At 41.5% G+C, this 21941-nt stretch carries 22 protein-coding genes and 1 pseudogene; 3 read left to right on the top strand and 20 right to left on the bottom strand.

What is annotated here, in order from left to right:
* Positions 1-8 precede the first annotated feature (8 nt).
* The 9 genes from dnaJ to gpr form a co-directional block, all read right to left on the bottom strand.
* Positions 9-1145, bottom strand: a complete 1137-nt coding sequence (dnaJ, locus tag KHA99_RS24570; RefSeq protein WP_213120125.1) for a molecular chaperone DnaJ — start codon at positions 1143-1145, stop codon at positions 9-11.
* Between the two features lie 215 nt (positions 1146-1360).
* Positions 1361-3196: a molecular chaperone DnaK gene (gene dnaK, locus KHA99_RS24565; protein WP_213120124.1), complete on the bottom strand. Its 1836-nt coding sequence runs from the start codon at positions 3194-3196 to the stop codon at positions 1361-1363.
* Positions 3197-3229: 33 nt separating this feature from the next.
* Positions 3230-3856, bottom strand: coding sequence for a nucleotide exchange factor GrpE (grpE, locus tag KHA99_RS24560; protein ID WP_213120123.1), 627 nt, complete (start codon positions 3854-3856; stop codon positions 3230-3232).
* Positions 3857-3957: 101 nt separating this feature from the next.
* Positions 3958-4989, bottom strand: a complete 1032-nt coding sequence (gene hrcA / locus KHA99_RS24555) for a heat-inducible transcriptional repressor HrcA (RefSeq protein WP_213120122.1) — start codon at positions 4987-4989, stop codon at positions 3958-3960.
* Between the two features lie 77 nt (positions 4990-5066).
* Positions 5067-6209: a radical SAM family heme chaperone HemW gene (gene hemW, locus KHA99_RS24550; RefSeq protein WP_213120121.1), complete on the bottom strand. Its 1143-nt coding sequence runs from the start codon at positions 6207-6209 to the stop codon at positions 5067-5069.
* 77 nt (positions 6210-6286) lie between these two features.
* The gene (gene lepA / locus KHA99_RS24545) at positions 6287-8122 is read right to left on the bottom strand and encodes a translation elongation factor 4 (protein WP_213120120.1); all 1836 of its coding nucleotides are present in this window, start codon (positions 8120-8122) and stop codon (positions 6287-6289) included.
* Between the two features lie 110 nt (positions 8123-8232).
* The gene (locus KHA99_RS24540; protein ID WP_213120119.1) at positions 8233-8559 is read right to left on the bottom strand and encodes a DUF3679 domain-containing protein; all 327 of its coding nucleotides are present in this window, start codon (positions 8557-8559) and stop codon (positions 8233-8235) included.
* Positions 8560-8577: 18 nt separating this feature from the next.
* Entirely contained in the window at positions 8578-9777 is a 1200-nt protein-coding gene (gene spoIIP / locus KHA99_RS24535) for a stage II sporulation protein P (protein ID WP_213120118.1), read from the bottom strand.
* 105 nt (positions 9778-9882) lie between these two features.
* Positions 9883-10998, bottom strand: coding sequence for a GPR endopeptidase (gene gpr / locus KHA99_RS24530; protein ID WP_213120117.1), 1116 nt, complete (start codon positions 10996-10998; stop codon positions 9883-9885).
* A gap of 220 nt (positions 10999-11218) precedes the next feature.
* Between gpr and rpsT the strand changes: the two genes are divergently transcribed.
* Positions 11219-11479 (top strand): 30S ribosomal protein S20, encoded by a 261-nt coding sequence (rpsT, locus tag KHA99_RS24525; protein WP_213120116.1) that lies wholly within the window; start codon positions 11219-11221, stop codon positions 11477-11479.
* A 471-nt stretch (positions 11480-11950) separates the two neighbouring features.
* On the opposite strand, the gene KHA99_RS24520 is transcribed toward rpsT, so the two are convergent.
* Both KHA99_RS24520 and holA read right to left on the bottom strand, forming a co-directional pair.
* Positions 11951-12094, bottom strand: coding sequence for a hypothetical protein (locus KHA99_RS24520; protein ID WP_213120115.1), 144 nt, complete (start codon positions 12092-12094; stop codon positions 11951-11953).
* Positions 12095-12431: 337 nt separating this feature from the next.
* Positions 12432-13448: a DNA polymerase III subunit delta gene (holA, locus tag KHA99_RS24515; RefSeq protein ID WP_213120114.1), complete on the bottom strand. Its 1017-nt coding sequence runs from the start codon at positions 13446-13448 to the stop codon at positions 12432-12434.
* Positions 13449-13789: 341 nt separating this feature from the next.
* Here holA and KHA99_RS24510 point away from each other — a divergent pair, with 341 nt between their 5' ends.
* Positions 13790-13924: a YqzM family protein gene (locus tag KHA99_RS24510; protein WP_213120113.1), complete on the top strand. Its 135-nt coding sequence runs from the start codon at positions 13790-13792 to the stop codon at positions 13922-13924.
* A 69-nt stretch (positions 13925-13993) separates the two neighbouring features.
* On the opposite strand, the gene KHA99_RS24505 is transcribed toward KHA99_RS24510, so the two are convergent.
* From KHA99_RS24505 to KHA99_RS24495, 3 genes and pseudogenes are all read right to left on the bottom strand, one after another.
* Positions 13994-16324, bottom strand: coding sequence for a DNA internalization-related competence protein ComEC/Rec2 (locus KHA99_RS24505; RefSeq protein WP_213120112.1), 2331 nt, complete (start codon positions 16322-16324; stop codon positions 13994-13996).
* A 76-nt stretch (positions 16325-16400) separates the two neighbouring features.
* Positions 16401-16847, bottom strand: a pseudogene (locus KHA99_RS24500) (ComE operon protein 2); the annotation flags it as partial.
* A 73-nt stretch (positions 16848-16920) separates the two neighbouring features.
* On the bottom strand, positions 16921-17574 hold the full coding sequence (locus KHA99_RS24495) for a helix-hairpin-helix domain-containing protein (RefSeq protein WP_307852166.1): 654 nt from the start codon (positions 17572-17574) through the stop codon (positions 16921-16923).
* Positions 17575-17661: 87 nt separating this feature from the next.
* On the opposite strand from KHA99_RS24495, the gene comER reads away from it, so the two are divergent.
* Positions 17662-18486, top strand: a complete 825-nt coding sequence (gene comER / locus KHA99_RS24490) for a late competence protein ComER (RefSeq protein WP_213120110.1) — start codon at positions 17662-17664, stop codon at positions 18484-18486.
* A gap of 69 nt (positions 18487-18555) precedes the next feature.
* On the opposite strand, the gene KHA99_RS24485 is transcribed toward comER, so the two are convergent.
* From KHA99_RS24485 to aroE, 6 genes are read right to left on the bottom strand one after another with little or no spacing between them, the layout of a single operon-like run.
* Complete coding sequence (locus tag KHA99_RS24485) at positions 18556-19305, bottom strand: class I SAM-dependent DNA methyltransferase (protein WP_213120109.1); 750 nt, start codon at positions 19303-19305, stop codon at positions 18556-18558.
* Positions 19302-19658, bottom strand: coding sequence for a ribosome silencing factor (gene rsfS / locus KHA99_RS24480; protein WP_213120108.1), 357 nt, complete (start codon positions 19656-19658; stop codon positions 19302-19304). Before rsfS ends, KHA99_RS24485 begins: the two co-directional genes overlap by 4 nt.
* Positions 19659-20228, bottom strand: coding sequence for a bis(5'-nucleosyl)-tetraphosphatase (symmetrical) YqeK (gene yqeK / locus KHA99_RS24475; protein WP_213120107.1), 570 nt, complete (start codon positions 20226-20228; stop codon positions 19659-19661).
* Complete coding sequence (locus tag KHA99_RS24470; RefSeq protein ID WP_213120106.1) at positions 20218-20784, bottom strand: nicotinate-nucleotide adenylyltransferase; 567 nt, start codon at positions 20782-20784, stop codon at positions 20218-20220. The genes yqeK and KHA99_RS24470 overlap by 11 nt, the downstream gene beginning before the upstream one ends.
* A 20-nt stretch (positions 20785-20804) precedes the next feature.
* A complete protein-coding gene (gene yhbY, locus KHA99_RS24465) occupies positions 20805-21095 on the bottom strand; it encodes a ribosome assembly RNA-binding protein YhbY (RefSeq protein WP_213120105.1) in 291 nt (96 codons plus the stop codon).
* 3 nt (positions 21096-21098) lie between these two features.
* Positions 21099-21929 (bottom strand): shikimate dehydrogenase, encoded by an 831-nt coding sequence (aroE, locus tag KHA99_RS24460; protein WP_213120104.1) that lies wholly within the window; start codon positions 21927-21929, stop codon positions 21099-21101.
* Positions 21930-21941: the final 12 nt, after the last annotated feature.

The following is a 21941-nucleotide window of genomic DNA, read 5'->3' as shown; positions in this document are numbered from 1 at the left end:
TCCAATCCTTACTCGCCTTTAAAGGCACGTTTTACTTTTGAAAAAAAGCTTTCTTCATGTTCCCCAAGAGGAGCATTGCCGCTTGCCTCATCGAATTCGCGCAGCAATTGTTTTTGTTTATCACTTAATTTTGTTGGGGTGATAACCCGAACAAGAATATGTTGATCTCCCGTACCATAACCACGGACATTAGGAACGCCTTTTCCTCTTAATCGGAATTTTGTTCCGGTTTGTGTACCAGAAGGTACCTTCAATTTCACTTTCCCATGCAAGGTTGGCACTTCAATCTCGGCTCCGAGTGTCGCCTGAACAAACGTGATTGGCATTTCACAATAAATGTCATCGCCATCACGCTCAAAAAATTCATGGTCACGAACGTGGAAAACAACATAAAGATCTCCTGCCGGACCGCCGTTAATACCACCTTCGCCTTGTCCAGAGAGACGCATCTGCTGGCCATCGTCGATTCCCGCAGGAATTTTCACATGGATCTTCTTCCGCTTCTTCACTTTACCAGCGCCGCCGCAAGTAGCACATTTATTTTTAATTTCTTTACCGGTTCCATTACAGTAGTGGCAGGTACGTCTGTTCACAATTCTGCCGAATGGAGTATTCTGCTCCACACTTACTTGTCCTGAACCCTGACAATGTTTACAGGTCTCTGGCTTCGTTCCAGGCTTTGCTCCTGAACCACTACATGTTTCGCATGTTTCTTCACGAGGAATTTCAATATCCGTTTCTTTACCGAATGCCGCTTCCTCAAAAGAAATGGTCATTGTATATTGCAGGTCTGCACCCTGTCTTGGCGCATTCGGGTCTCTCCGACGAGAACCGCCTCCGCCAAAAAAGGTATTAAAGATATCTTCAAAGCCGCCAAAACCGCCGCCGAAATCAGAACCGCCGCCAAATCCTCCGAAGCCTTGATTCGGGTCTGTATGTCCGAATTGGTCATAGTGTGCCCGTTTTTGATCATCACTCAACACTTCATAGGCTTCTGCAAGTTCCTTAAATTTATCCGCTGCATCCGGTTCTTTATTGATATCCGGGTGATATTGTTTAGACAGTTTGCGATAAGCCTTTTTTATTTCATCCTTAGAGGCACCTTTGCTTAAACCAAGCACCTCATAGTAATCCCGTTTACTCATTGATTACCATCACTCCCGAATCTTTTCACATAAAGATTATTCTAACACCCTAGGAAAGGTATAGCAATAAATAAAAACTCGCCGACTGGCGAGTCCCTTAAGACTGCTCATGAAGCGTAGTTGTATTTATGCGTTCAGAATTTATGGAATAAATTCTGATTAGCTAAAAAAGCCAAAGCCATTAGCCTGACTTTGACTTTTTTATTTTTAATCAATTATTTGTCATCTTTTACTTCTTCAAACTCTGCGTCAACTACATTGTCGTCTTTTTTGCCAGAGGCACCAGCATCCGCGCTTCCTGCCTGCGCTTGCTGTGCAGCGGCAGCCTGCTCATACAGCTTGACAGTTAAAGCTTGAACGATTTCTTGAAGAGCATCTTTTTTCGCACGCATTTCAGCTAAGTCGTTTTTCTCGATAGCCTGCTTAAGCGCATCCTTCGCTTCATTTGCTTTCGCTACTTCATCAGCGTCTACCTTACCTTCAAGGTCTTTTAAGGTTTTTTCTGTTGTAAAGACTAGCTGATCTGCCTCATTGCGAAGTTCTGCTTCTTCTTTACGCTGTTTATCCGCATCCGCGTTTTCTTCTGCTTCACGGACCATTTTTTGAATTTCATCATCAGAAAGTCCTGTCGATGATTTAATAGTAATTTGCTGCTCTTTATTTGTACCAAGATCCTTGGCACGAACATTGACGATACCGTTTTTATCGATATCAAAAGTTACTTCGATTTGCGGAATTCCACGAGGTGCCGGCGGAATGTCAGATAATTGGAAGCGGCCTAATGTTTTATTGTCCGCTGCCATTGGACGCTCACCTTGAAGAACATGGATATCCACGGCTGTTTGGTTGTCAGCAGCAGTTGAGAACACCTGTGACTTGGAAGTTGGGATGGTTGTATTACGATCGATTAATTTTGTAAATACACTACCCATAGTTTCAATACCAAGGGATAAAGGCGTTACATCTAGCAGTACAACGTCTTTAACGTCACCAGTGATAACGCCGCCCTGAATTGCTGCACCCATCGCTACTACTTCATCAGGGTTTACTCCGCGATGCGGCTCCTTGCCAGTTGCCTTTTTAATGGCTTCTTGAACAGCGGGAATACGAGTAGAACCACCAACAAGAATAACTTTGTCAAGTTCAGAAGGAGACATGCTAGCATCGCTCAACGCCTGGCGGACAGGTCCCATCGTACGTTCAACAAGATGTGCTGTTAATTCATCAAATTTAGCTCTTGATAAAGTTACTTCCAAATGAAGTGGACCAGCAGGGCCTGCAGTAATAAATGGCAGGGATACCTGTGTGGAAGTCACACCGGAAAGATCCTTTTTCGCTTTTTCAGCCGCATCCTTCAAACGTTGCAAGGCCATTTTATCTTGAGAAAGGTCAATGCCATTTTCTTTTTTGAATTGATCAACTAAATAATCAATAATCACTTGGTCAAAGTCATCACCGCCAAGACGGTTGTCACCAGCAGTTGATTTTACCTCAAAAACACCGTCTCCAAGTTCGAGTATGGAAACGTCAAATGTACCGCCGCCAAGGTCATAAACAAGAATCGTTTGATCTTGGTCTGTTTTATCCAAACCGTATGCTAGAGCAGCAGCAGTCGGTTCATTGATAATCCGTTCTACTTCAAGACCGGCAATTTTACCCGCATCCTTCGTCGCTTGGCGCTCAGCATCGTTAAAGTATGCCGGCACTGTAATGACTGCCTTTGTTACAGGCTCACCAAGATAATCCTCTGCATAGGATTTTAAATACTGAAGAATAATAGCCGAAAGTTCCTGTGGTGTATATTGCTTTCCTTCAATTTCTTCCTTATGGGCAGTACCCATATGGCGCTTAATGGAAATAATCGTATTTGGGTTTGTGATAGCCTGGCGCTTTGCCACTTCCCCTACTTGACGTTCCCCATTTTTGAAGGCTACAACAGATGGAGTTGTACGGTTGCCTTCTGGATTGGGAATTACCTTTGGTTCCCCGCCTTCAAGTACAGCAACACAGGAGTTGGTTGTACCAAGGTCAATACCGATAATTTTGCTCATTGCCTTTATCCTCCTTTATAATTATATGTAAGCTTATTGATTCACTTTTACCATTGATGGCCGAATCACCCGGTCTTTTAGTAAATAGCCCTTCTGGAATTCCTCAATCACTACGTTTGAGCCATAGTTAGCATCGTCTCCTTGCATTACAGCATGGTGCTGATGAGGGTCAAATTCCTTCCCCACTGCTTCAATTGGCTCGACACCTTCTTTTTTCAAAGCATCGATTAAGCTGCGGTATACCATATCCATTCCCTGCAGCACTGACTTTGTTTGTTCGTTGTCTGCCTCAATCTGCAACGCTCTTCCAAAGTTATCAAGGACCGGAAGTAAATCTGTAACTAGTTTTTGCGCTCTATATTTTTCTCCCGCCTCTTGATCCAAGCGGGTACGGCGTTTGAAATTATCAAAGTCTGCTTGCAGGCGAAGGTAGCGGTTCTCTGCCGCCTCCAGTTTATCCTTTAATATTTGCATTTCCTGTAATTGCGCTTCAGCTTCAGCATGAACAGGCTGTTCAGCAGTTTCTGCCTCCATTTCAATTGTTTGTTCAATTGATTGTCCTGCACGAACGGCTTCATTATCAGTAAATTCAACGCTTTCGCTGCCTCTTAAATCTTCCATTTCTTCATTCAAGGTATTATTTTTTTCGTTTGACAACATACTCACCTCCCTTAAAGGATCAAATCACATTTATTTTATGGCTGATAACCATGGTAAGAGGGTGAAATGGTTGATTTCACCCTTACTCAATATTACCAGTGTTATTTGTATTGATACAGCTTTGTTAATACTGCCGATAAATCATGGCTTAATAACTGCAATAAGCTGATAACACGTGAATATTCCATCCTTGTCGGGCCAAGAATCGCAATCGTCCCCAATTTTTCTGTGCCGGCAGAATAAGTAGCCGTGATCAGACTGCAATCTTCCATGATACTATTTTGATTCTCACTGCCAATCTTCACGCTAATACCCTTTTGATTGCTTCTGATTAAATTCGTAATCCAATCTTCTCGATCTATCATGGTTAATAGGTTACGTATTTTGGCAATATCATGAAATTCTGGCTGACTTAACATGTTCGTTTTCCCTGCAAAAAATAACTTTTCAGTTGCTGGCATTTTAAAGGTTTCCGCAATGGTATGAAGAAAAAGGTCGTAACGACTAATATGCTGTTTTAAAAGCATCGCCACTTCTTTAAAAATCTTATCATGTAAATCTTCAAGCGGAACACCGGATAATTTTTCGTTTAGGATGTTGACGATTTTCTCCAATTCGCTCATATCAAGTGCAGCCGGCAAAGAAAAGGTCCTATTTTCCACATGGCCAGTATCTGTCACTAAGATCGCAACAGCTGTTTCTTTGTTTAAGGGGATGATTTGGATTCTTTTCAGCTTATTGATGCCGACATCCTGCCCTAGAACAATCGAAGTATAATTCGTCATTTCTGACAAAATTCTCGCAGACCTTTGGATAATTTTCTCAAATTCAAAAATCCTCTCTGCAAAGATGGATTGGATGATTGAAATATCCTGAGGATTCAAAGTCTGCGGTGAAAGCAAATGGTCAACGTAGTAACGATAACCTTTTTCCGAAGGGACACGCCCCGATGAGGTATGTGTTTTTTCGATAAACCCCATTTCCTCAAGATCGGCCATTTCATTTCGAATCGTTGCCGAACTAAAGGAAATTTCCTCTTTTTTCGACAAACTTCTAGAGCCGACTGGTTGTGCAGATCGAATAAAGTCATCAACAATAACCTGAAGAATCAACAATTGACGATCTGTTAACAACATTCATCACCTCTGTTAGCACTCCACATTAACGAGTGCTAATTATACTAATAAATTATCAAAAAGGAATTATGGTGTCAATTACATACTCCTAAAAACGACTGAAAAACTTCATTTCCTAACAGGCGGCCCTTTTTAGTTAAATATATTCTGCCATCCTGTACATTTAACAATTGTCTTGATATTAAATCAGCTAATTCCTGCTTAAATAATTGCTCGGGATCACGGTCAAATTTCATTTTAAACCGTAAGATTGAAACACCTTCCGTTTTTCGCAGGCCTAAAAACATTTCTTCCTCCATTTGTTCCCCTAATGTTACTTGATGTTCTTCAATGAAGGGAAGTTTTCCGCTGTTAATCTGGTCCATATATTTTTTCAAAGGCCCATAATTAGAACGGCGATAGCCGTCTACATAACTATGCGCTCCAGCCCCAAAACCAAAGTAGTTTTCGTTGTCCCAATAGGTTAAATTATGCCTGCTTTCATAGCCGGGCTTGGCAAAGTTGCTGATTTCATACTGTTTGAATCCGTGTTTTTCCATTGCCTCCATTACCATTTCGTACATTTGTGCCTCTATATCCTCACCTGGGACTGGAAGGCGGCCTTTTTTCATTAAATTATAAAAAACGGTCTTAGGCTCGATAATTAACGAGTAGGCTGAGTAATGCGGAATGTCCAAAGAAAACGCTGTAAGAAGAGAAGCGTGAAAGTCTTCAAGCGTTTGCTCGGGCAAACTGTAAATCAGGTCGATACTAATATTTTGAAATCCTGTCTTCTTCACATTGTCAATGGTTCGATAGACATCTTCGGCCCGATGAACACGGCCGATTTTTTTCAACAATTCATCATTAAAGGTCTGAACGCCAAGACTAATCCGGTTGACACCTGCATCCTTTAATATTTGTAATTTTTCCTTCGATAAATCACCGGGATTTGCCTCGAAAGTAAATTCTACATCTGAACTTTTCAATAAATGTCGGTTTATGCTTTCACAGAATCGTTCAAGCTGCTTTTCATTTAAAGAGGTGGGAGTTCCTCCCCCAATAAAAATAGTATCAAGTTCTTTCACTGGATACTGAGCCAGAGTCATTTGCATTTCCCGATCCAAAGCTTGTAAGTATTCATCAACAGGCTGCCCCTTAAGAAACACTTTGTTAAAATCGCAATAATGACAAATATGTTCACAAAAAGGAATGTGCAGATAGGCAGCTTTAATCATTTACGTTTCAACTCCTTATTAATAACAAAAAGAGGCAGGCTTCACCTTTATAGGCTTGTCCTGACCTCGTGTTGAAGTTATTTTTTTGTATTATTGTCATCCATCTTTAGCACGGCCATGAACGCTTCCTGTGGCACTTCAACGGAACCAACTTGCTTCATCCGCTTCTTACCTTCTTTTTGCTTCTCGAGCAATTTACGTTTACGGGAAATGTCACCGCCGTAACATTTGGCTAAAACGTTTTTCCGCATCGCCTTGATGGTGGAACGGGCCACAATTTTTTGCCCGACGGCAGCCTGAATAGGAACTTCGAATTGCTGCCTTGGAATTAATTCCTTGAGCTTTTCGACAATTACTTTTCCCCGTTCATATGCGAAATCTTTATGGACAATAAAGCTAAGAGCGTCAACTTTTTCGGCGTTTAACATGATATCCATTTTAACCAGCTTGGACGGTTTATAACCGATTAGTTCATAATCAAATGAAGCATAGCCTCTCGTATTTGACTTCAATTGATCAAAGAAATCATAAACAATCTCTGCAAGCGGAATTTCGTAAATTATGCTGACCCGGTTTTCATCCAAGTATTGCATATCGATAAAATTGCCGCGTTTTTGCTGGCAAAGCTCCATAATTGCGCCAACATAATCGTTTGGCGACATCATGGTTGCTTTCACATATGGCTCCTCTACCCGGTCGATTTTTTGCGGGTCAGGCATGTTAGATGGGTTGTCCACGTTGATCTGTTCTCCGTCTGTCATATGGACATGATAGATAACACTTGGAGCAGTCGCAATTAAATCGATTTTAAATTCCCGCTCAATCCGCTCTTGGATGATTTCCATATGAAGCAGTCCCAGGAATCCGCAACGGAAGCCAAAACCCAGCGCCTGTGAGGTTTCCGGTTCAAATTGCAGGGCGGAATCATTCAGCTGCAGCTTTTCCAACGCTTCGCGGAGATCATTAAATTTAGCCGTATCAATTGGGTACATTCCGCAATAAACCATTGGGTTTAATTTACGATAGCCAGGTAGCGGTTCTTTAGCTCCGTTTTTGGCATTGGTAATCGTATCCCCGACACGGGTATCACCGACATTTTTAATAGATGCCGCCAGATAGCCCACATCACCGACAGTTAATTCATTACGCTGCACTTCTCTTGGATTATGAACGCCGACTTCAGTCACTTCAAATTCCGCACCGGTGGCCATCATTTTAATTTTATCGCCGACCTTTACAGTCCCATCGACGATACGAATATAGGCGATTACACCGCGATAGGCATCATATAGCGAATCGAAAATCAGTGCTTTTAATGGTGCCCCAGGATCTCCCACAGGGGCAGGGACCTTCTCTACAATCTGCTCAAGGATATCTTCAATTCCGATTCCTGCTTTTGCCGAGGCTAAAACTGCCTCGGAAGCATCAAGCCCTATGACGTCTTCAATTTCATTGCGCACCCTTTCTGGGTCTGCACTCGGGAGGTCGATTTTATTAATTACAGGTAAGATTTCAAGATTGTTATCCAATGCTAGATAAACGTTTGCCAATGTTTGCGCTTCAATTCCCTGCGCTGCGTCGACAACTAGAATAGCCCCCTCACAAGCAGCCAGGCTGCGCGACACCTCATAGGTGAAATCGACATGTCCCGGGGTGTCAATTAAATGAAAAATATATTCTTCGCCATCTTTGGCTTTGTATTGTAACTGGACCGCGTTTAATTTTATCGTTATCCCGCGCTCTCTCTCCAAATCCATCGAGTCCAAAAGCTGGGCTTTCATTTCTCGGGAGGAGAGGGCATTGGTTTTTTCTAAAATTCGATCGGCCAATGTCGATTTACCATGATCGATATGGGCAATAATTGAAAAGTTTCTGATTTTTTCTTGTCGTTTCAGTCGTTCATCTCTATTCATGTGGTTCACTCCTACTAAATTGGCGCAGATACACTATTTTTCATTATAACAAGAGGATTATCAAGATTCAACGAAAACTAAAACAGCAGCACCCTCACTGGTGCCGCCGTTTATTTCGCTATCAAATCAATCAGACTCTCAGAAGCTTTTGTTAAGCCATCTGACATTTTTCTACCCATTGAGGAGAAAAAATTATAGGCATTGATCTCCTCGAGTTTTTTCTTTTTTGCTTCAATATCATGATTGGAAATATTTTTGCCAAGAAATGTCGCCCTTAGATCAGTCCCTGTTTCATTTATAGAGATCGCGTTTTGAAAATTGGGATCCTGATAACCTTTCATTTTTTGGATTCCATTATTCGCCAGTTCCATTCCCGTTAAAACTGAAATAAACATTAGCGCTGCAATAATGAAACTTTTTACCATGAACATTTTCATCTGAAATGCTCCTATCATCTATTGTTTATTGGTAGATTGCTCAGTATCCTTGTTCACCTTTTCTGCCTGCCAGAAATATTCGCTGAACACATCTGCGATAGCATCTGCTGAACGATTTAGCTCATCAAAGGTATTATCGACACCGCCAAATTCAATTAACATTGCATTATCGGAAAGGTTTTGATTGTAAATATTATTGCTTCCAGCTTCATTTTTAACAAACGCTCCCCTGCTTAAACCTTTATATTTTTTTTCTAGAAGTTGATGTAGTTCGTTAGCAAGTTTTGCATTTTTTTCATAATTCGGATTTTTACCGCCGATGATAAACGCAATTTTTGCATAAGATTTCCCGTTAATGGTAACCGTCGTATCCTGCTTGCGCTTGGAATCACGATGAACATCAATAAAATATCGCAAATCCCGGTTAGAGGCCATGGCCTCTTGCACCAGAGAACGAGATTCCGTATAAGAATTCCAATATTTCAATCCCTTTTTATTCAAATTCGCTTGAACATCCGTTTTATCAATAAACGTTCCGATGCCTCGTTCTTCTAGACTCGCTTTTAATTGGTCGCCGATTTTTGTGACATTAATTTGCGAATGGAAGGCTAGATTAGGGTTGGTAACACCTTTTAGATACGGTAAATAGGATTCCCGATTATGAGTAAAGTAAACGTAAACAACCTTCCGATCTCCTGTCGTTTGTCCCGGTGCAGGTGACGGATTATCATCCGAAGGTTTGTCCAAGCCTTCGATATTCTGCAGCGATGCCTCTTGTTCCGCTTTCATAATTTCAACCGGCGGGGAGGATTCCAATGGCATATTTGTATAATTTGTCCCTTCCCCAGCAACCAGTATCTGCCCATCAAACTGATAAAATCCTGGCAGTTCTCGGCCAAGCATACTTCTTGGGTCATTCAAATTAATGTTACTTGACAGTTTAAAAACCAAATTCGTAAATGTTGGCATCGTAAAGTCAGGCTTCACTTTTAAGAAGTGGTGGTTTTCCCAGCCCATTAGTTGAAAAAGAAGTTCACCGTTCACTTTCGTTGCCGCCTGGTTGACGGAGGAGGAAGATAGTCTATATTGGGGCTTTAAGGATGTTAAGAGCCCGCTGATAGAAAAAATAAACAATAAAAATATAAACAGTGCTGCCATAAACTTAAGGACACTTGTCCCTTGTACCATTATAAAGGTTCCAGAAGCTTTGGTTTTCATGGTTCCACCTCTCACAAAAAGGATTCTAGTAAATCCTATGACATTAATAGAGTTGGTAGAACCATTTTTTAGAGGCACGTCCAAATCAGACTGCCTCTAACATTACTACCGTGTATAGAACCCTGCGTTACCTTGGTCAACGGTGCTATGAAGGGCGGCGTTTAGTCCATTGGCGAGGAGGTTTGCCATATCTTCAATAAACACATCTACCTCTTTTGGCGTAACCATTAAATTATGGCCAAGCGGTGAAAGCACTTCTTGAATCAGTTTGCGTTTCTCATCATCCGGAAGTGTACCGACAATGCCGAGGAAGGTTTTACGATGCTTTTCTTCCGGCAAATCTTCTTCGGTCAGTTTACGTCTTTCTCCAAAGGTCATCCCGGCCGGAGCAAGTGCTCTCGAAGGTCTGTTCCCTTCTTTCATTTCTTTGCCAAAATGCTTTAAAATGAAGTCAATCGTATCACTTGTAATCGAAACGGCATCAACCACTGTAGGAACTCCTACAGCAATAACAGGAACACCCAAAGTTTCTTTACTTAATTCCTTTCGTTTGTTCCCCACCCCAGAACCAGGATGGATGCCAGTATCAGAGATTTGGATGGTAGAATTTACCCTTTCAATAGACCGTGATGCCAAGGCATCAATAGCGATCACAAAATCCGGCTTGGTCTTTTCTACAACTCCGAAAATAATGTCGCTGGTCTCAATGCCCGTTAGCCCCATTACTCCAGGTGACAATGCACTGACAGATCGGTAGCCTTCCTCCACATTTTCCGGCTGTAACTGGAAAAGATGGCGTGTCACAAGCAGGTTTTCACAAACCATTGGACCAACCGCATCCGGCGTTACATTCCAGTTCCCCAATCCAACCACAAGACAGGAATCGGTTTTCTTAACCCCTGCCCCCTCTAGAAAATGGGCAAACTCGCTAGCAAAGATTTCCTGCACTTTTTGCTGCATTTCCGTATTTTGCTGACGGATTCCCTGAACCTCCAAGGTTAAATATCGTCCGGCTTTTTTTCCAAGCTGCGCTTCTCCTTGTTTCGTCACTTCTACTAAGGAGATTTTTATATCGTCAACATCTTTTTCTTTAATAATGACCCCTTCAATTTGAGACAAGTTTTCCTCTTGGTCAACAGATTGAGCCAGTACCATTTCCCTGGCTTCAATCGCTAAATCAGTGCGGACCGAATATTGACTTAAGTCGATAGATTCCTTCATGTTCAATCCTCCATTAGAAAAAAAGATTTCCTGCAAATAGAAACTATTTCCTATTTTTGCCCCTTTTCAAAGAAAACATGCAATTTATTCTAGCCGAGCTAATGAATTCTATATTGCAATCTAGTTGACCATTTGATAAAATATCTCTTGTTGCGAATAATTGTTTATGAATGTTTAGTCGAGTTCATATAGTCTCGATTCTTTACAGGAGGTGAAATTGATGCCTAACATTAAATCTGCTATTAAGCGTGTAAAAACTAGCGAATCTCGTAATGCTCAAAATACAATGGCGAAATCTGCAATGCGTACTTCAGTAAAGAAAGTAGAAGCTGCTGTTACTCTTAACGACGCTGCTACTGCGAAGGAAGCTTTAGTAAATGCTGCTAGCCAATTAGATAAAGCAGCTGCAAAAGGTCTTATCCACAAAAACGCTGCAGCTCGTAAAAAAGCTCGCCTAATGAAGAAAATCAACGCACTATAATAAGAAAAGCGGAAGCGCCTTGACCAGGGGCGACAGGCATAAGACGAGCCGGCGAGAAGGCTGCTTTTTAGCCTTCTTGACGGATTGACTTATGACCCCGAGCCCCTAGGCGCTGAAGCTAGACATTAAAAAAACGATTCCTTTTTTCAGGAATCGTTTTTTTTTTCTTGGATTTGTTAATTTGAAATATTTCTATTTCTTGCTAATGGGCCTGTTGATTTCCGCTCCGGGCACTCGCTTTCCGCGGGGAGGTCCTGGAGCCTCCTCGGCGCTAAAAGCACCTGCGGGGTCTCCAGCGACCTCTATATCCCGCAGGAGTCGGTGCGCTCCGGTCCAATCAACAGGGGGGGGGCAAACAACCTAGAGTATTGCAACACACTTTTTCGAACCTTGCTAAGTGTGTCAATAGATTTTATCCATTATCGGCTTTGTGAGGGACATTGTCCTCTCAGATTCCATTGATTTTGTCCTTCATCGATTTGATGATGGACATTTCACTCTCAAATTCCATCGATTTTGTCCTTCATCGGCTTGATGAGGGACATTTCGCTCTCGGATTCCATCGATTTTGTCCTTCATCGGCTTGATGAGGGACATTTCCTTCTCAGATTCCATCGATTTTGTCCTTCATCGGCTTGATGAGGGACATTTCCTTCTCAGATTCCATCGATTTTGTCCCTCATCATCGACTGGTTTCCTGGCAAGTAGTTGCTTCATCTTGTGGGTTGAAGTATTTATGGATTACACCTGTTGATTGGAGCGGAAGGCGCGAAGACTCCTGCGGGAGTACGGGGCAGGGGAGACCCCGCAGGAGCGTAGCGACGAGGAGGCTCCCCTGCACGCCCGCGGAAAGCGAAGCGCCTGGAGCGCAAATCAACAGTCCCATTGCAAGCTTTATTATTAATGAAAAAGGCTATCGAAGGTATTTCGGTAGCCTGAAACTGTTACATAGTTATTTCTTTAATTTAAAAAGCAGCATCTCTATCAATAATGACTTATTCATCCCGCCGGTTTTCATTTGATAGTCGGATTCGGCAAGGAGGCACATGAGATTTGCTAGCTCCTCGTCCGTAAATTGAGCTGCCTGTCCGAGGGCAAGCTTTACTCGAAATGGATGGGTTTTCAAGAAACCGGCAATCTGCTGCTGGCCATACCCGCGTCGTGACAGCTCCTTCACTTGATAAATCAAGCGAAATTGATTGGAAAGCAGCGCCAATATTTTGATCGGTTCCTCATTTTGCTTTAACAAATCAAAATAAATCCTTAACGCTTCCTCCAATTTCCGTTGCACTACTTTTTCGATTAGCGTGAAAATATTTTGCTCCAATGAACGGGCTACCAATTTTTCCACAAGCGCCGCATCAATTCTTTTCTCATTTGCAGCATATAAAGCAAGCTTTTCTAGTTCGCTCGAAAGCATGAACAAGTTGGTGCCCGAAAGCGCGAGGAGCTGCTCTACAGCATCAGTCTCGATTTCGATTCCTGCTGTCTTCGCCCGGTCCCTCACCCAATTTTTTAGTTCATGTTCATTTAACTTTTTGGCCTCGACAACCTCTGCAGTTCGTTTAAGTTCTTTTGTAATTTTCTTTCGCTCATCTAATTTCTCATAAGGTGCCGAAATGACCAAGACAGTATACGGTGCAGGCTCCTGTATATAGGCTTCAAGCTTTGCTATATTATGCACGACTTTTTCTTTCGACTTTTCAGCTGTTAAAAAAATCGGATTATGTAAAAAAATAACCTTTCTTTCCCCTAAAAACGGAAAGGTTTCCGCATCCTCTACTGCAATTTCAAGCGGAGTCTCCTCCAAATCATAGGCTGCAAAATTAAAGTCCTTTTCCTCTTCATTTAATATATGGTTTAGCAGCAATTGCTTGGTCTCATTGATTAAAAAGCTTTCTGTTCCATATAATAAATAAATAGGAGCAATATGATTTTGTTTAATTTTCCGCCATACATCTGTTACCATTTTGCCCAGCGCTCCTCTTTATTTCACTCTTTATTATCGTAATGAAGCTTGGACAATTTGACAAGTACAAAACGCCAGGTATGAAGAAGTTATTTCCGAATAATTAAAAGGGAATTGACAGCATTCGCCATAGTGCCAATTCCCGATCTATAATGAACGCCTGCTTTTATCAGCCCTAGGTACCGATATGTCAGGCGGAGTTCCTTTGGTAAGCTTATTGTAGCCCTTTGTTAGTCAAACTATTTTGACAACACTTGTCAGTACAGGAAAAGCATTTAGGGGAGGCTGGATTTTTTTAAGGAAATCGCTTATACTATAATGTGAAATAGGAGGGGTAGACTGTGAACCAATTTGAAAAAAATCCGCAAAGCAAGCGTAACGATGCAATTGATTCAGGGGTTGGATTTGGTGTGTCTTTTGGCTTTTTTGCTGTAATGTTTATCATTGCTACAGTCATTAAGCTGATCGGTTCTTAAATTAATGCTACATAAGAGTTTCGAAGAGGCTGTATTACCCGCAGCCTCTTTTTCATTAAGTGATGTATCTTATGGCAAAAACGTTGAAAAGGTTCCTCTATTTCGATAAAAACTGTAAGTAATTGCTCCCTGCAGGTCAGTCCGATAAATAACTGCATTTACTTCATTCAAAAGCTTAATCACCTCCTGATGGGGGTGTCCAAATCGATTTTCTTCCCCGACAGAAATAAAGGCCGCTTTAGGCTTAATCTGCCGAAGAAAGGCTTCAGAACTTGATGTTTTACTCCCATGATGTCCCGCTTTAAGGACATCCACCGTTAATTCCGGATATCTTTGGATAATTCTTTCCTCACCCAGCTTATCCAAATCTCCGCCAAAAAACCAAGCCAACCCTCCGAAACGGGCAAAAATGGCTAGCGACCCGCTGTTTCGTTCTCCTTTAAAGTTCTTATCCGGACTAAGTATATAAAATTGATGATCCGCGTTTCCCCATCGATATCCAGAAGAAACGTGAACGATATTTATTCCCTTTTTTTCAGCCTCCGCCTTGATTTCTTCCTCCATGGCAGATGGTTCGGCGACTGAGGGCAGAAGAATTTCTTCCACCTTAAGTTCTTTTATTATAGAATTGGCACCCCCAATATGATCCATATCCCCGTGTGTTAAGATTAATTTATCAATTTTTGTGATCCCTTTTCCCTTTAAAAATGGAACAACAACATCTCTTCCCACCTCATATGGTTTCGCCCGCTGCCGCCAATTTTCACCCACAAAATTCATCGTTCCACCCGTGTCAATCAGATAATTCCCGCCACCTCGGGGAAAATGGATGAAGATACTATCTCCTTGACCCACATCGATCATCGTCACCTCCCCAAAGGGGTCGGCCCAGTTCCAGCCTGATTGAAATGTCAAAAGAGCGGCAGATAAACCGACAAGATGCCATTTTCTATTTGAATAACCCCTCTTTTCCCAAATGTAAAAAATACAAATAATCACCACAATATCAAATAGTAAAAAGAAAAGATTTGGTCTTCCAGGCACTAATGCAGTAAAGTTTAAATCAGCAAGTGAAGCAATTAAATTGTTGAAAAGGGTAATTATAGCCAAGAAGAATTTTATGAGGATTCCCGGAGTCCACCCTAATACAAGTTGAATAAAAAATAAACCATACAATCCGGGAAGATAAACATATGAAAATAACGGGATATAGATTAAGTTAGCTACTATCCCTATGAAAGACAATCCAAAAAAGTGATACAGCAGAAAAGGGAGTGCGGTTAATTGAGAGGCCACGGAAATGACAATCATTTGGATAAAATTAATGGAATATTTCCCCATTATATGTTTTGCAGATAAAATGATGGCAGCACTTACCGTGAACGATAATTGAAAGCCGACATCAAACAGTACCAATGGATTAAAGGCCAGATAAATGATACAGGCAAGGCTTATGGCATCTAGGGGCAGCAATTTAAGCTGGTTCTTCCACTTTACTATTGCCAGAACAAGAAAAATCATAAGCCCTGCACGAACCACTGACGAGGACGCGCCGGTTAAGATGACATACACAGGCAATACCATCAAAAGAAAATTCGTCATCGTCTGTCTAGTCAAACCCAATCTTATCCCCATATAAAAAACCATCCCGATTAGAAGGGAAACGTGGAGTCCTGAAATCGCCAATAAATGAACAAGTCCTGTCTTTTGGTAGTCCTCCTGTAAATCCGGGCTAAGCATTCCCCTCTCGCCAAAAATTAAAGCGGAAGATAATGATGCAATTTCAGTTGGAAACTGTTTTTCGAGGTAATGAATTCCCTTAAAGCGGAGATCTTGAATGAGAGTGAACGGGGAATTTCTCTTAACAGGAGTACAGTTATTCAGAGGATTTTCCTTACTTTCAACAATCCAGTAAATTTCTTTTGTTTTAAAGTACTTACGATAGTCAAAGCCATTCGGATTTTTAGCTATCTTTGGTTTCTTCAAATCACCAGATAGCTCGCATACATAACCATAAAAAGACTTATCTTTAAGGTCTTCTTTTTCTTGTTGTGAATTCATTTTGTAGCGGATAAGGAGTTTTTCTTTATAAACACGCTCTTTTGCCTGGATTTGTAATAAATCACCGTCTATTTTGGGGTCTTGCATATATTCAAGGGAAAATGAAACGACAGTCTCAGGAATTTTCGTATGATTGTGGTTGGCTACCTGAAAGCCAAAGAGGAAAAATACAAGCCATACTGCGGTTATTATAGATAATAGGTATGGTTGAAACTTCTTATAATGGTGCAAAACAAACAGATAAAGGATGGACAACATAAAATAGGGCAGAAAATGGATCAGTGCTGCCAATACTCCTAAAAGAGCTGCAACTGCAAAATATATATATTTTCCGGTCATCGTGCCTTCTCCAGTCTTTGAATGATATTGACGCCGGTTCAAGTCCGGCGCCAAACAAAGGTTATGAATTAACCTTTCGAAAATCTATCACCGGTTCAGTTAATTCTACCTTTTCCACTTTTACATTCGCTTGTTTAAACAGTTCAATTGCATAAGAATGATTCTTATAATCTTCAGCATAATAAACAGTTTTAATGCCAGCCTGGATAATCGCTTTACAGCATTGCAAACAAGGAAAATGAGTCACATAAATTTCCGCTTCTGCTGTCGGAACGCCAAATTTTGCACATTGCAAAAGGGCATTCATTTCAGCATGAATAGTACGAATACAATGATTATCGACGACATAACAACCTTTATCGATACAATGGTCCCCGCCGGCAATGGAACCGTTATAGCCTCCGGCGATAATCCGCTTATCCCTGACAATGGTCGCCCCAACTGTGAGCCGGGTGCAAGTGCTCCTCAGTGCAAGCAAATGACTTTGCGCCATAAAATATTGATCCCATGAAATACGATTCACCTTAGCCACTCCCTTGATGATGTTTTCTTTGTTTAAGTTTAATAGTGCTTGTCCATGAACGTCAATGATAGAATTATGGCGCCGTAACCAAATCCTTTAATTTTTCATACGTTTTTTCACCGATTCCGCTGACATTCTTTAAATCTTCTGCTTGTTTAAAGGGTCCGCTTGTTTCCCGGTAATCGATGATCGCCGCTGCCTTTGCCGGCCCGATACCAGGCAGGTTTTGCAGTTCATTGACGTCCGCTTTATTGAGATTAATTTTCCCTTCATTCTGACCTGTCCCCCCTGAGACCATTACTCCATTTCCCGATGCCTTCGGGAGAACCACCGCCCCTTCACCCTTTGCCGGAATATAAATGACCATTTCATCCTTTACCCGTTCAGCAAAATTCACTTGGCCTTGCTCGGCCTGTTCGGTTACACCTCCCGCACGGCTAACCACATCAATAACCCGCTCACCCTCTGAGGCTTTATAAACACCCGGCTGTTTCACCTGTCCCTTTACATCTACCATGATTACTGCAGCTGTTTGACTCTGTGTCTTCCCCATATTTTCCTCGGATTTTTCTTGAACCCTGCCAGCCTCTGATACTTTATCAGTCGCTAAGGGCTGCGGCTGGATAGCCTCACTAGCACCGTTTTGGTAAAAATAAAAAATCAAGACCACGACAAGCAATGCAACAGCAACAGCATAACTCTTATGTTCCATCAACCAGTCTTTCACTTGGCTCCATCCTTTCTAAAGGTATATTTTACAAACATTCCTCATAAGGTTATAAAAGAAACTCTGAGGTGAAGGAGGGTCGAAACAATGAATATTGGCATTATCGGCACCGGTAATATGGGGAGGATTTTGGTGGAAGCGTTAATTGACGGAGAAGCCGTATCTCCTTCTTCGATGCTGATTACGAACAGAACGATCGCTAAAGCCATGCTGCTTAAGGATAAATACAAGGGAATTAGGGTTGGGGCAAATGAAGTAGAAGTTGCGGCTCAATCCGATTTAATATTTGTTTGTGTAAAGCCATTAGATGTTTTTAAGGTGATAGATAAGATCAATCCCCATTTAACGGAAAATAAATGTCTTGTTTCGATAACAAGCCCTATCAGTACAGCACAAATTGAGAGTAAGGTTTCTTGTTCTGTGGTAAGAGTCATCCCAAGCATCACGAATCGGGCTCTTTCGGGAGTTTCCTTAATGACCTATGGGGAAAGCTGTCGGGATAATTGGAGATTGGAAATGGACAATTTAATGACGAAGATTTCAGTCCCAGTCGATATTGATGAAAAGGTAACAAGAGTAGCATCGGATATTGTCAGCTGCGGACCTGCATTTTTCAGTTATTTGCTGCAGGCATTTATTAATGCTGCCGTAAAGGAAACGGAAATCGATGAAAAAGTAGCCACAGTTTTGGCCAGTGAGATGATTGTAGGTCTTGGCGAATTGCTTAAGCAAGGCCATTATACCTTACCATCGCTCCAGGAAAAAGTTTGTGTGAAAGGCGGAATTACCGGAGAAGGAATTAAGGTGCTCGACAATGAGCTTGGGGAAATGTTTGAACATGTATTTCAAGCCACCCACGCAAAATTCAAGGAAGATCTTGATAAAGTAGAATTGCATATCTCAAAATATTAATTCGCCAAATTCCCGCAAATTCCTGCAAGTATAAATAAAAAAAAGCCATCTTTTTTAAGAAAGATGGCTTTATTTTTTGTGTGCAATAAAAAAAATTCGTTCGGAATGGGTTTGTGGTTTAGCGTGTTCAAAATCAGCATTTATCTCTAATAATTGAAAGCCTGCCTCAGCCAGCCAATCGGAATATTGCTGAACACTAAAGGTTCTCTGATAGTGAAGCTCATCATAACGATCATATTTTCCCGACTTTTCATCCAAGGCAAAAAAGCTAAGCTCATGCTCCACGCTATTTGACTCTTCCCCAGGGAAGCTATTCCAAATATAAGCGATATGATCCTCATTTAAAGCAAAGGTTTGGTTCATAAAAACTTGGGTAATTTTATAGATAGAATGAACATCAAAAATAAAAAGTCCGCCCTGCTGTAAATGTTGAAAAACATGCAAAAAGGTTTCTTTGACCTCTTGTTCCGTTTCCAAATAATTCAAGGAGTCACAAAAGATGCCGATGACATCAAACTGTTCCAAGTTTTCGAATTCAGCCATATTCTGTTCAAAGAATGGAATCACAAGCCCCTCAGCTTCTGCTTTAGCTTGGGCAACAGCCAGCATGTCAGCCGATAAATCAGATCCAGTCACTTGGAAGCCCCGCTTGGCAAAACGAACAGAAAGCTGCCCTGTTCCACAGGCTAAGTCAAGCAGCTTGCTGCCTTTTATATCGTATTTGGCAAGTTTCTCTTCCACAAATCGAATCCATTCATCATATGGTGCGTCCTTCATGAGTTCGTCATAAAGATAGGCGAAATGCTGGTAGCTTGTCATGAATTTAATTCACTCAAGACGTCAACCCGCGGGGCATCTCCCCATAAGCGCTCCAAATTATAATAGCTTCTTTCGTCACGATGGAAGACATGGGCAACAACGTCCCCCAAATCGATTAACACCCAGCGTGCTTCATCAAACCCTTCCATCCTCTTCACATCACAGCCTTTTTCATTGGCTTTTTCCCTAATTTCTCTTGCGATTGCCTGAACCTGCTTATCGGAATTCCCATGACAAATCATAAAGTAATCGGCAATTAGCGAAATTCCCTTCATGTTTAGTGCAAGAATGTTTTCAGCCCTTTTATCATCCGCTGCTTTAACTGTCAATTGAAGTAGTTCTTGATTATCCATTTACTCAACCCTTCCATTTTGGATTAAATCATTATACGTATGAAACGTCTCTGGATAGACGGTCTGATTTTTTTTCATTAAAAATAAGATCGTATTTTTGACTGATTGGATCAATGCTTTATCTAAATTCTCTTTTGCCATTCCCCGTACTTCCTCAACACCCGGAAAGTGTCTGCCTGGTTCAATATAATCGGCTAAATAAATAATTTTTTCAAGCAGGCCCATCCCCGGCCTTCCTGATGTATGATAACGGATGGCATCGAGAATTTCTCTGTCTTTAATCCCTGCTTCCTTCTCAACAAGATAGGTGCCGGCAGGAGCATGCCAAAGTTCAGCGTTAAAGCTGAGCAGATCCTGAGGAAAGCCCTGGGTCATAATAATTTCCTTCATTTCCTCTTTAGGGCGGAATTTGGCATAATCATGAAAAATAGCGGCAGTTTCAGCTTTTTTTTCATCTGCCCCATACCTTCTGGCCAAGGAAATGGCTGTCTCCATTACGCCTAAGGTATGCTGGTAGCGATGCTCCGTTAATTGTTCCTCTACAAGCTTTAATGCTACATCACGTTCCATATAAATGGTTCTCCTCGATATATTGAATGATGGAATCAGGCAATAAATAACGCGCAGTTTTTCCGTTTTTAAATCTTTCTCTAATCATACTTGAAGATACCTCTATCGCAGGTACATCAACATAAAGAATAGGATACTCTGTAAGATGGCTGTAGGAAGGTCTTTGCACGCCGACAAATTGGACAAGTTTAACCAGTTCATCAATTTTATGCCATTTAGGCAGATATTCAATCATGTCCGCACCAATTATGAAATGAAATTGATGCCCAGGATAGGTTTCATTAAGGACCTTCATCGTATCAACGGTAAAGGATGGCCCCTCCCTGTCAAGTTCGATTGGCTGAATTTTGAATGCTTGATTTCCTTCAATGGCCAAATCCAACATCTGAAGCCTTTCATTGTTCGATATCGATTCTGATTTTTTCTTATGCGGAGGCTCTCGATTCGGCATGAGCCAAATTTCATCAAGCGAAAGAGCGGCTAAAACCTCATTAGCAATCAATAGATGTCCGAAATGTGGTGGATCAAACGTTCCGCCCAAAATTCCAACCTTCACAGTACAACCCCACCTTTACTTTAGGGAAGAGTAATTTGTTTATTTTCAACCGATTCCTTATAAAGGACGATTGTATTTCCGATAATCTGTACTAATTCTGCCCCTGCCCCATCAGCAAGCTGCTGGGCAACCACATTTTTATCTTCGTCGCAGTTTTGTAGGACACTTACTTTTAAGAGTTCCCTTGCCTCAAGAGCATCGGCAATTTGCTTTACCATATTCTCATTTACGCCACCCTTTCCAACCTGAAAAATCGGATCTAAATGATGGGCTTTTGAACGTAATAATCTTTTCTGTTTTCCTGTTAACATGAATTAACCTCCGAGTTGTTTGAGCACAATTGCTCTCATTCGTTCTACATCCGGGAAAGTCCCTGTCCATTTTTCAAAAGCAAGGGCCCCTTGAAAAACAAACATATCAATCCCATTTTGAATTTGTGCACCTTTTTGTTCCGCATCTTGTAAAAATTTTGTTTTCAGCGGATTGTAAATAATATCACAAACAATCGCCTGTTTCTTTAAGTTGTGGAGTTTAAGCGGCTGTTCAGAAATTTTCGGCGCCATCCCAATCATGGTTGTCTGGATAATTAAGTCGTAATCTTCCAGTACCTGTTCCACTTCCTCCAATGTAAATGCATTGGCTGAAGTGGTATAGGGACAATCTTTAATGAGACTCCAGGCTTTCTCCACGGTCCGGTTGGCAATGTCAATCTTAGCGGATTTTTCCTTTGCCAAAGTAAAATAAATACCTCTTGCCGCACCGCCCGCTCCAATCACAAGTATCTTTTTTCCCTCAATAGAGGCAAATTGTTTTTTCAATCCCGTTAAAAATCCAGGTCCGTCCGTATTATAACCAATCAAACGGCCGTCTTCATTAACGACGGTATTTACCGCACCAGTTGCATTCGCCAGTTCGTCTACCCCATCAAGATAAGGGATGATCCTGCTTTTATGAGGAACAGTTACATTAAACCCACCAGCCCCAATTGCTTTTAAGCCTTTCACAGCATCCTTGAGGTTCTCCGGTGCCACTTGAAAAGGGAGATAATGGCCATCGATTTGATAAAAAGAAAATAAATCATTATGCATCACCGGGGACATGGAGTGCCCGATTGGATATCCAATTACCGCATATAGCTTTTTCACGTATTTCTCCCC

Origin of the sequence: Neobacillus rhizophilus, assembly GCF_018343535.1 — a bacterium.
Taxonomy (GTDB): Bacteria; Bacillota; Bacilli; order Bacillales; family Cytobacillaceae; genus Neobacillus; species Neobacillus rhizophilus.
Note: the sequence above shows the minus strand (reverse complement) of the source record. Positions and strands in the feature narration are given on the sequence as shown.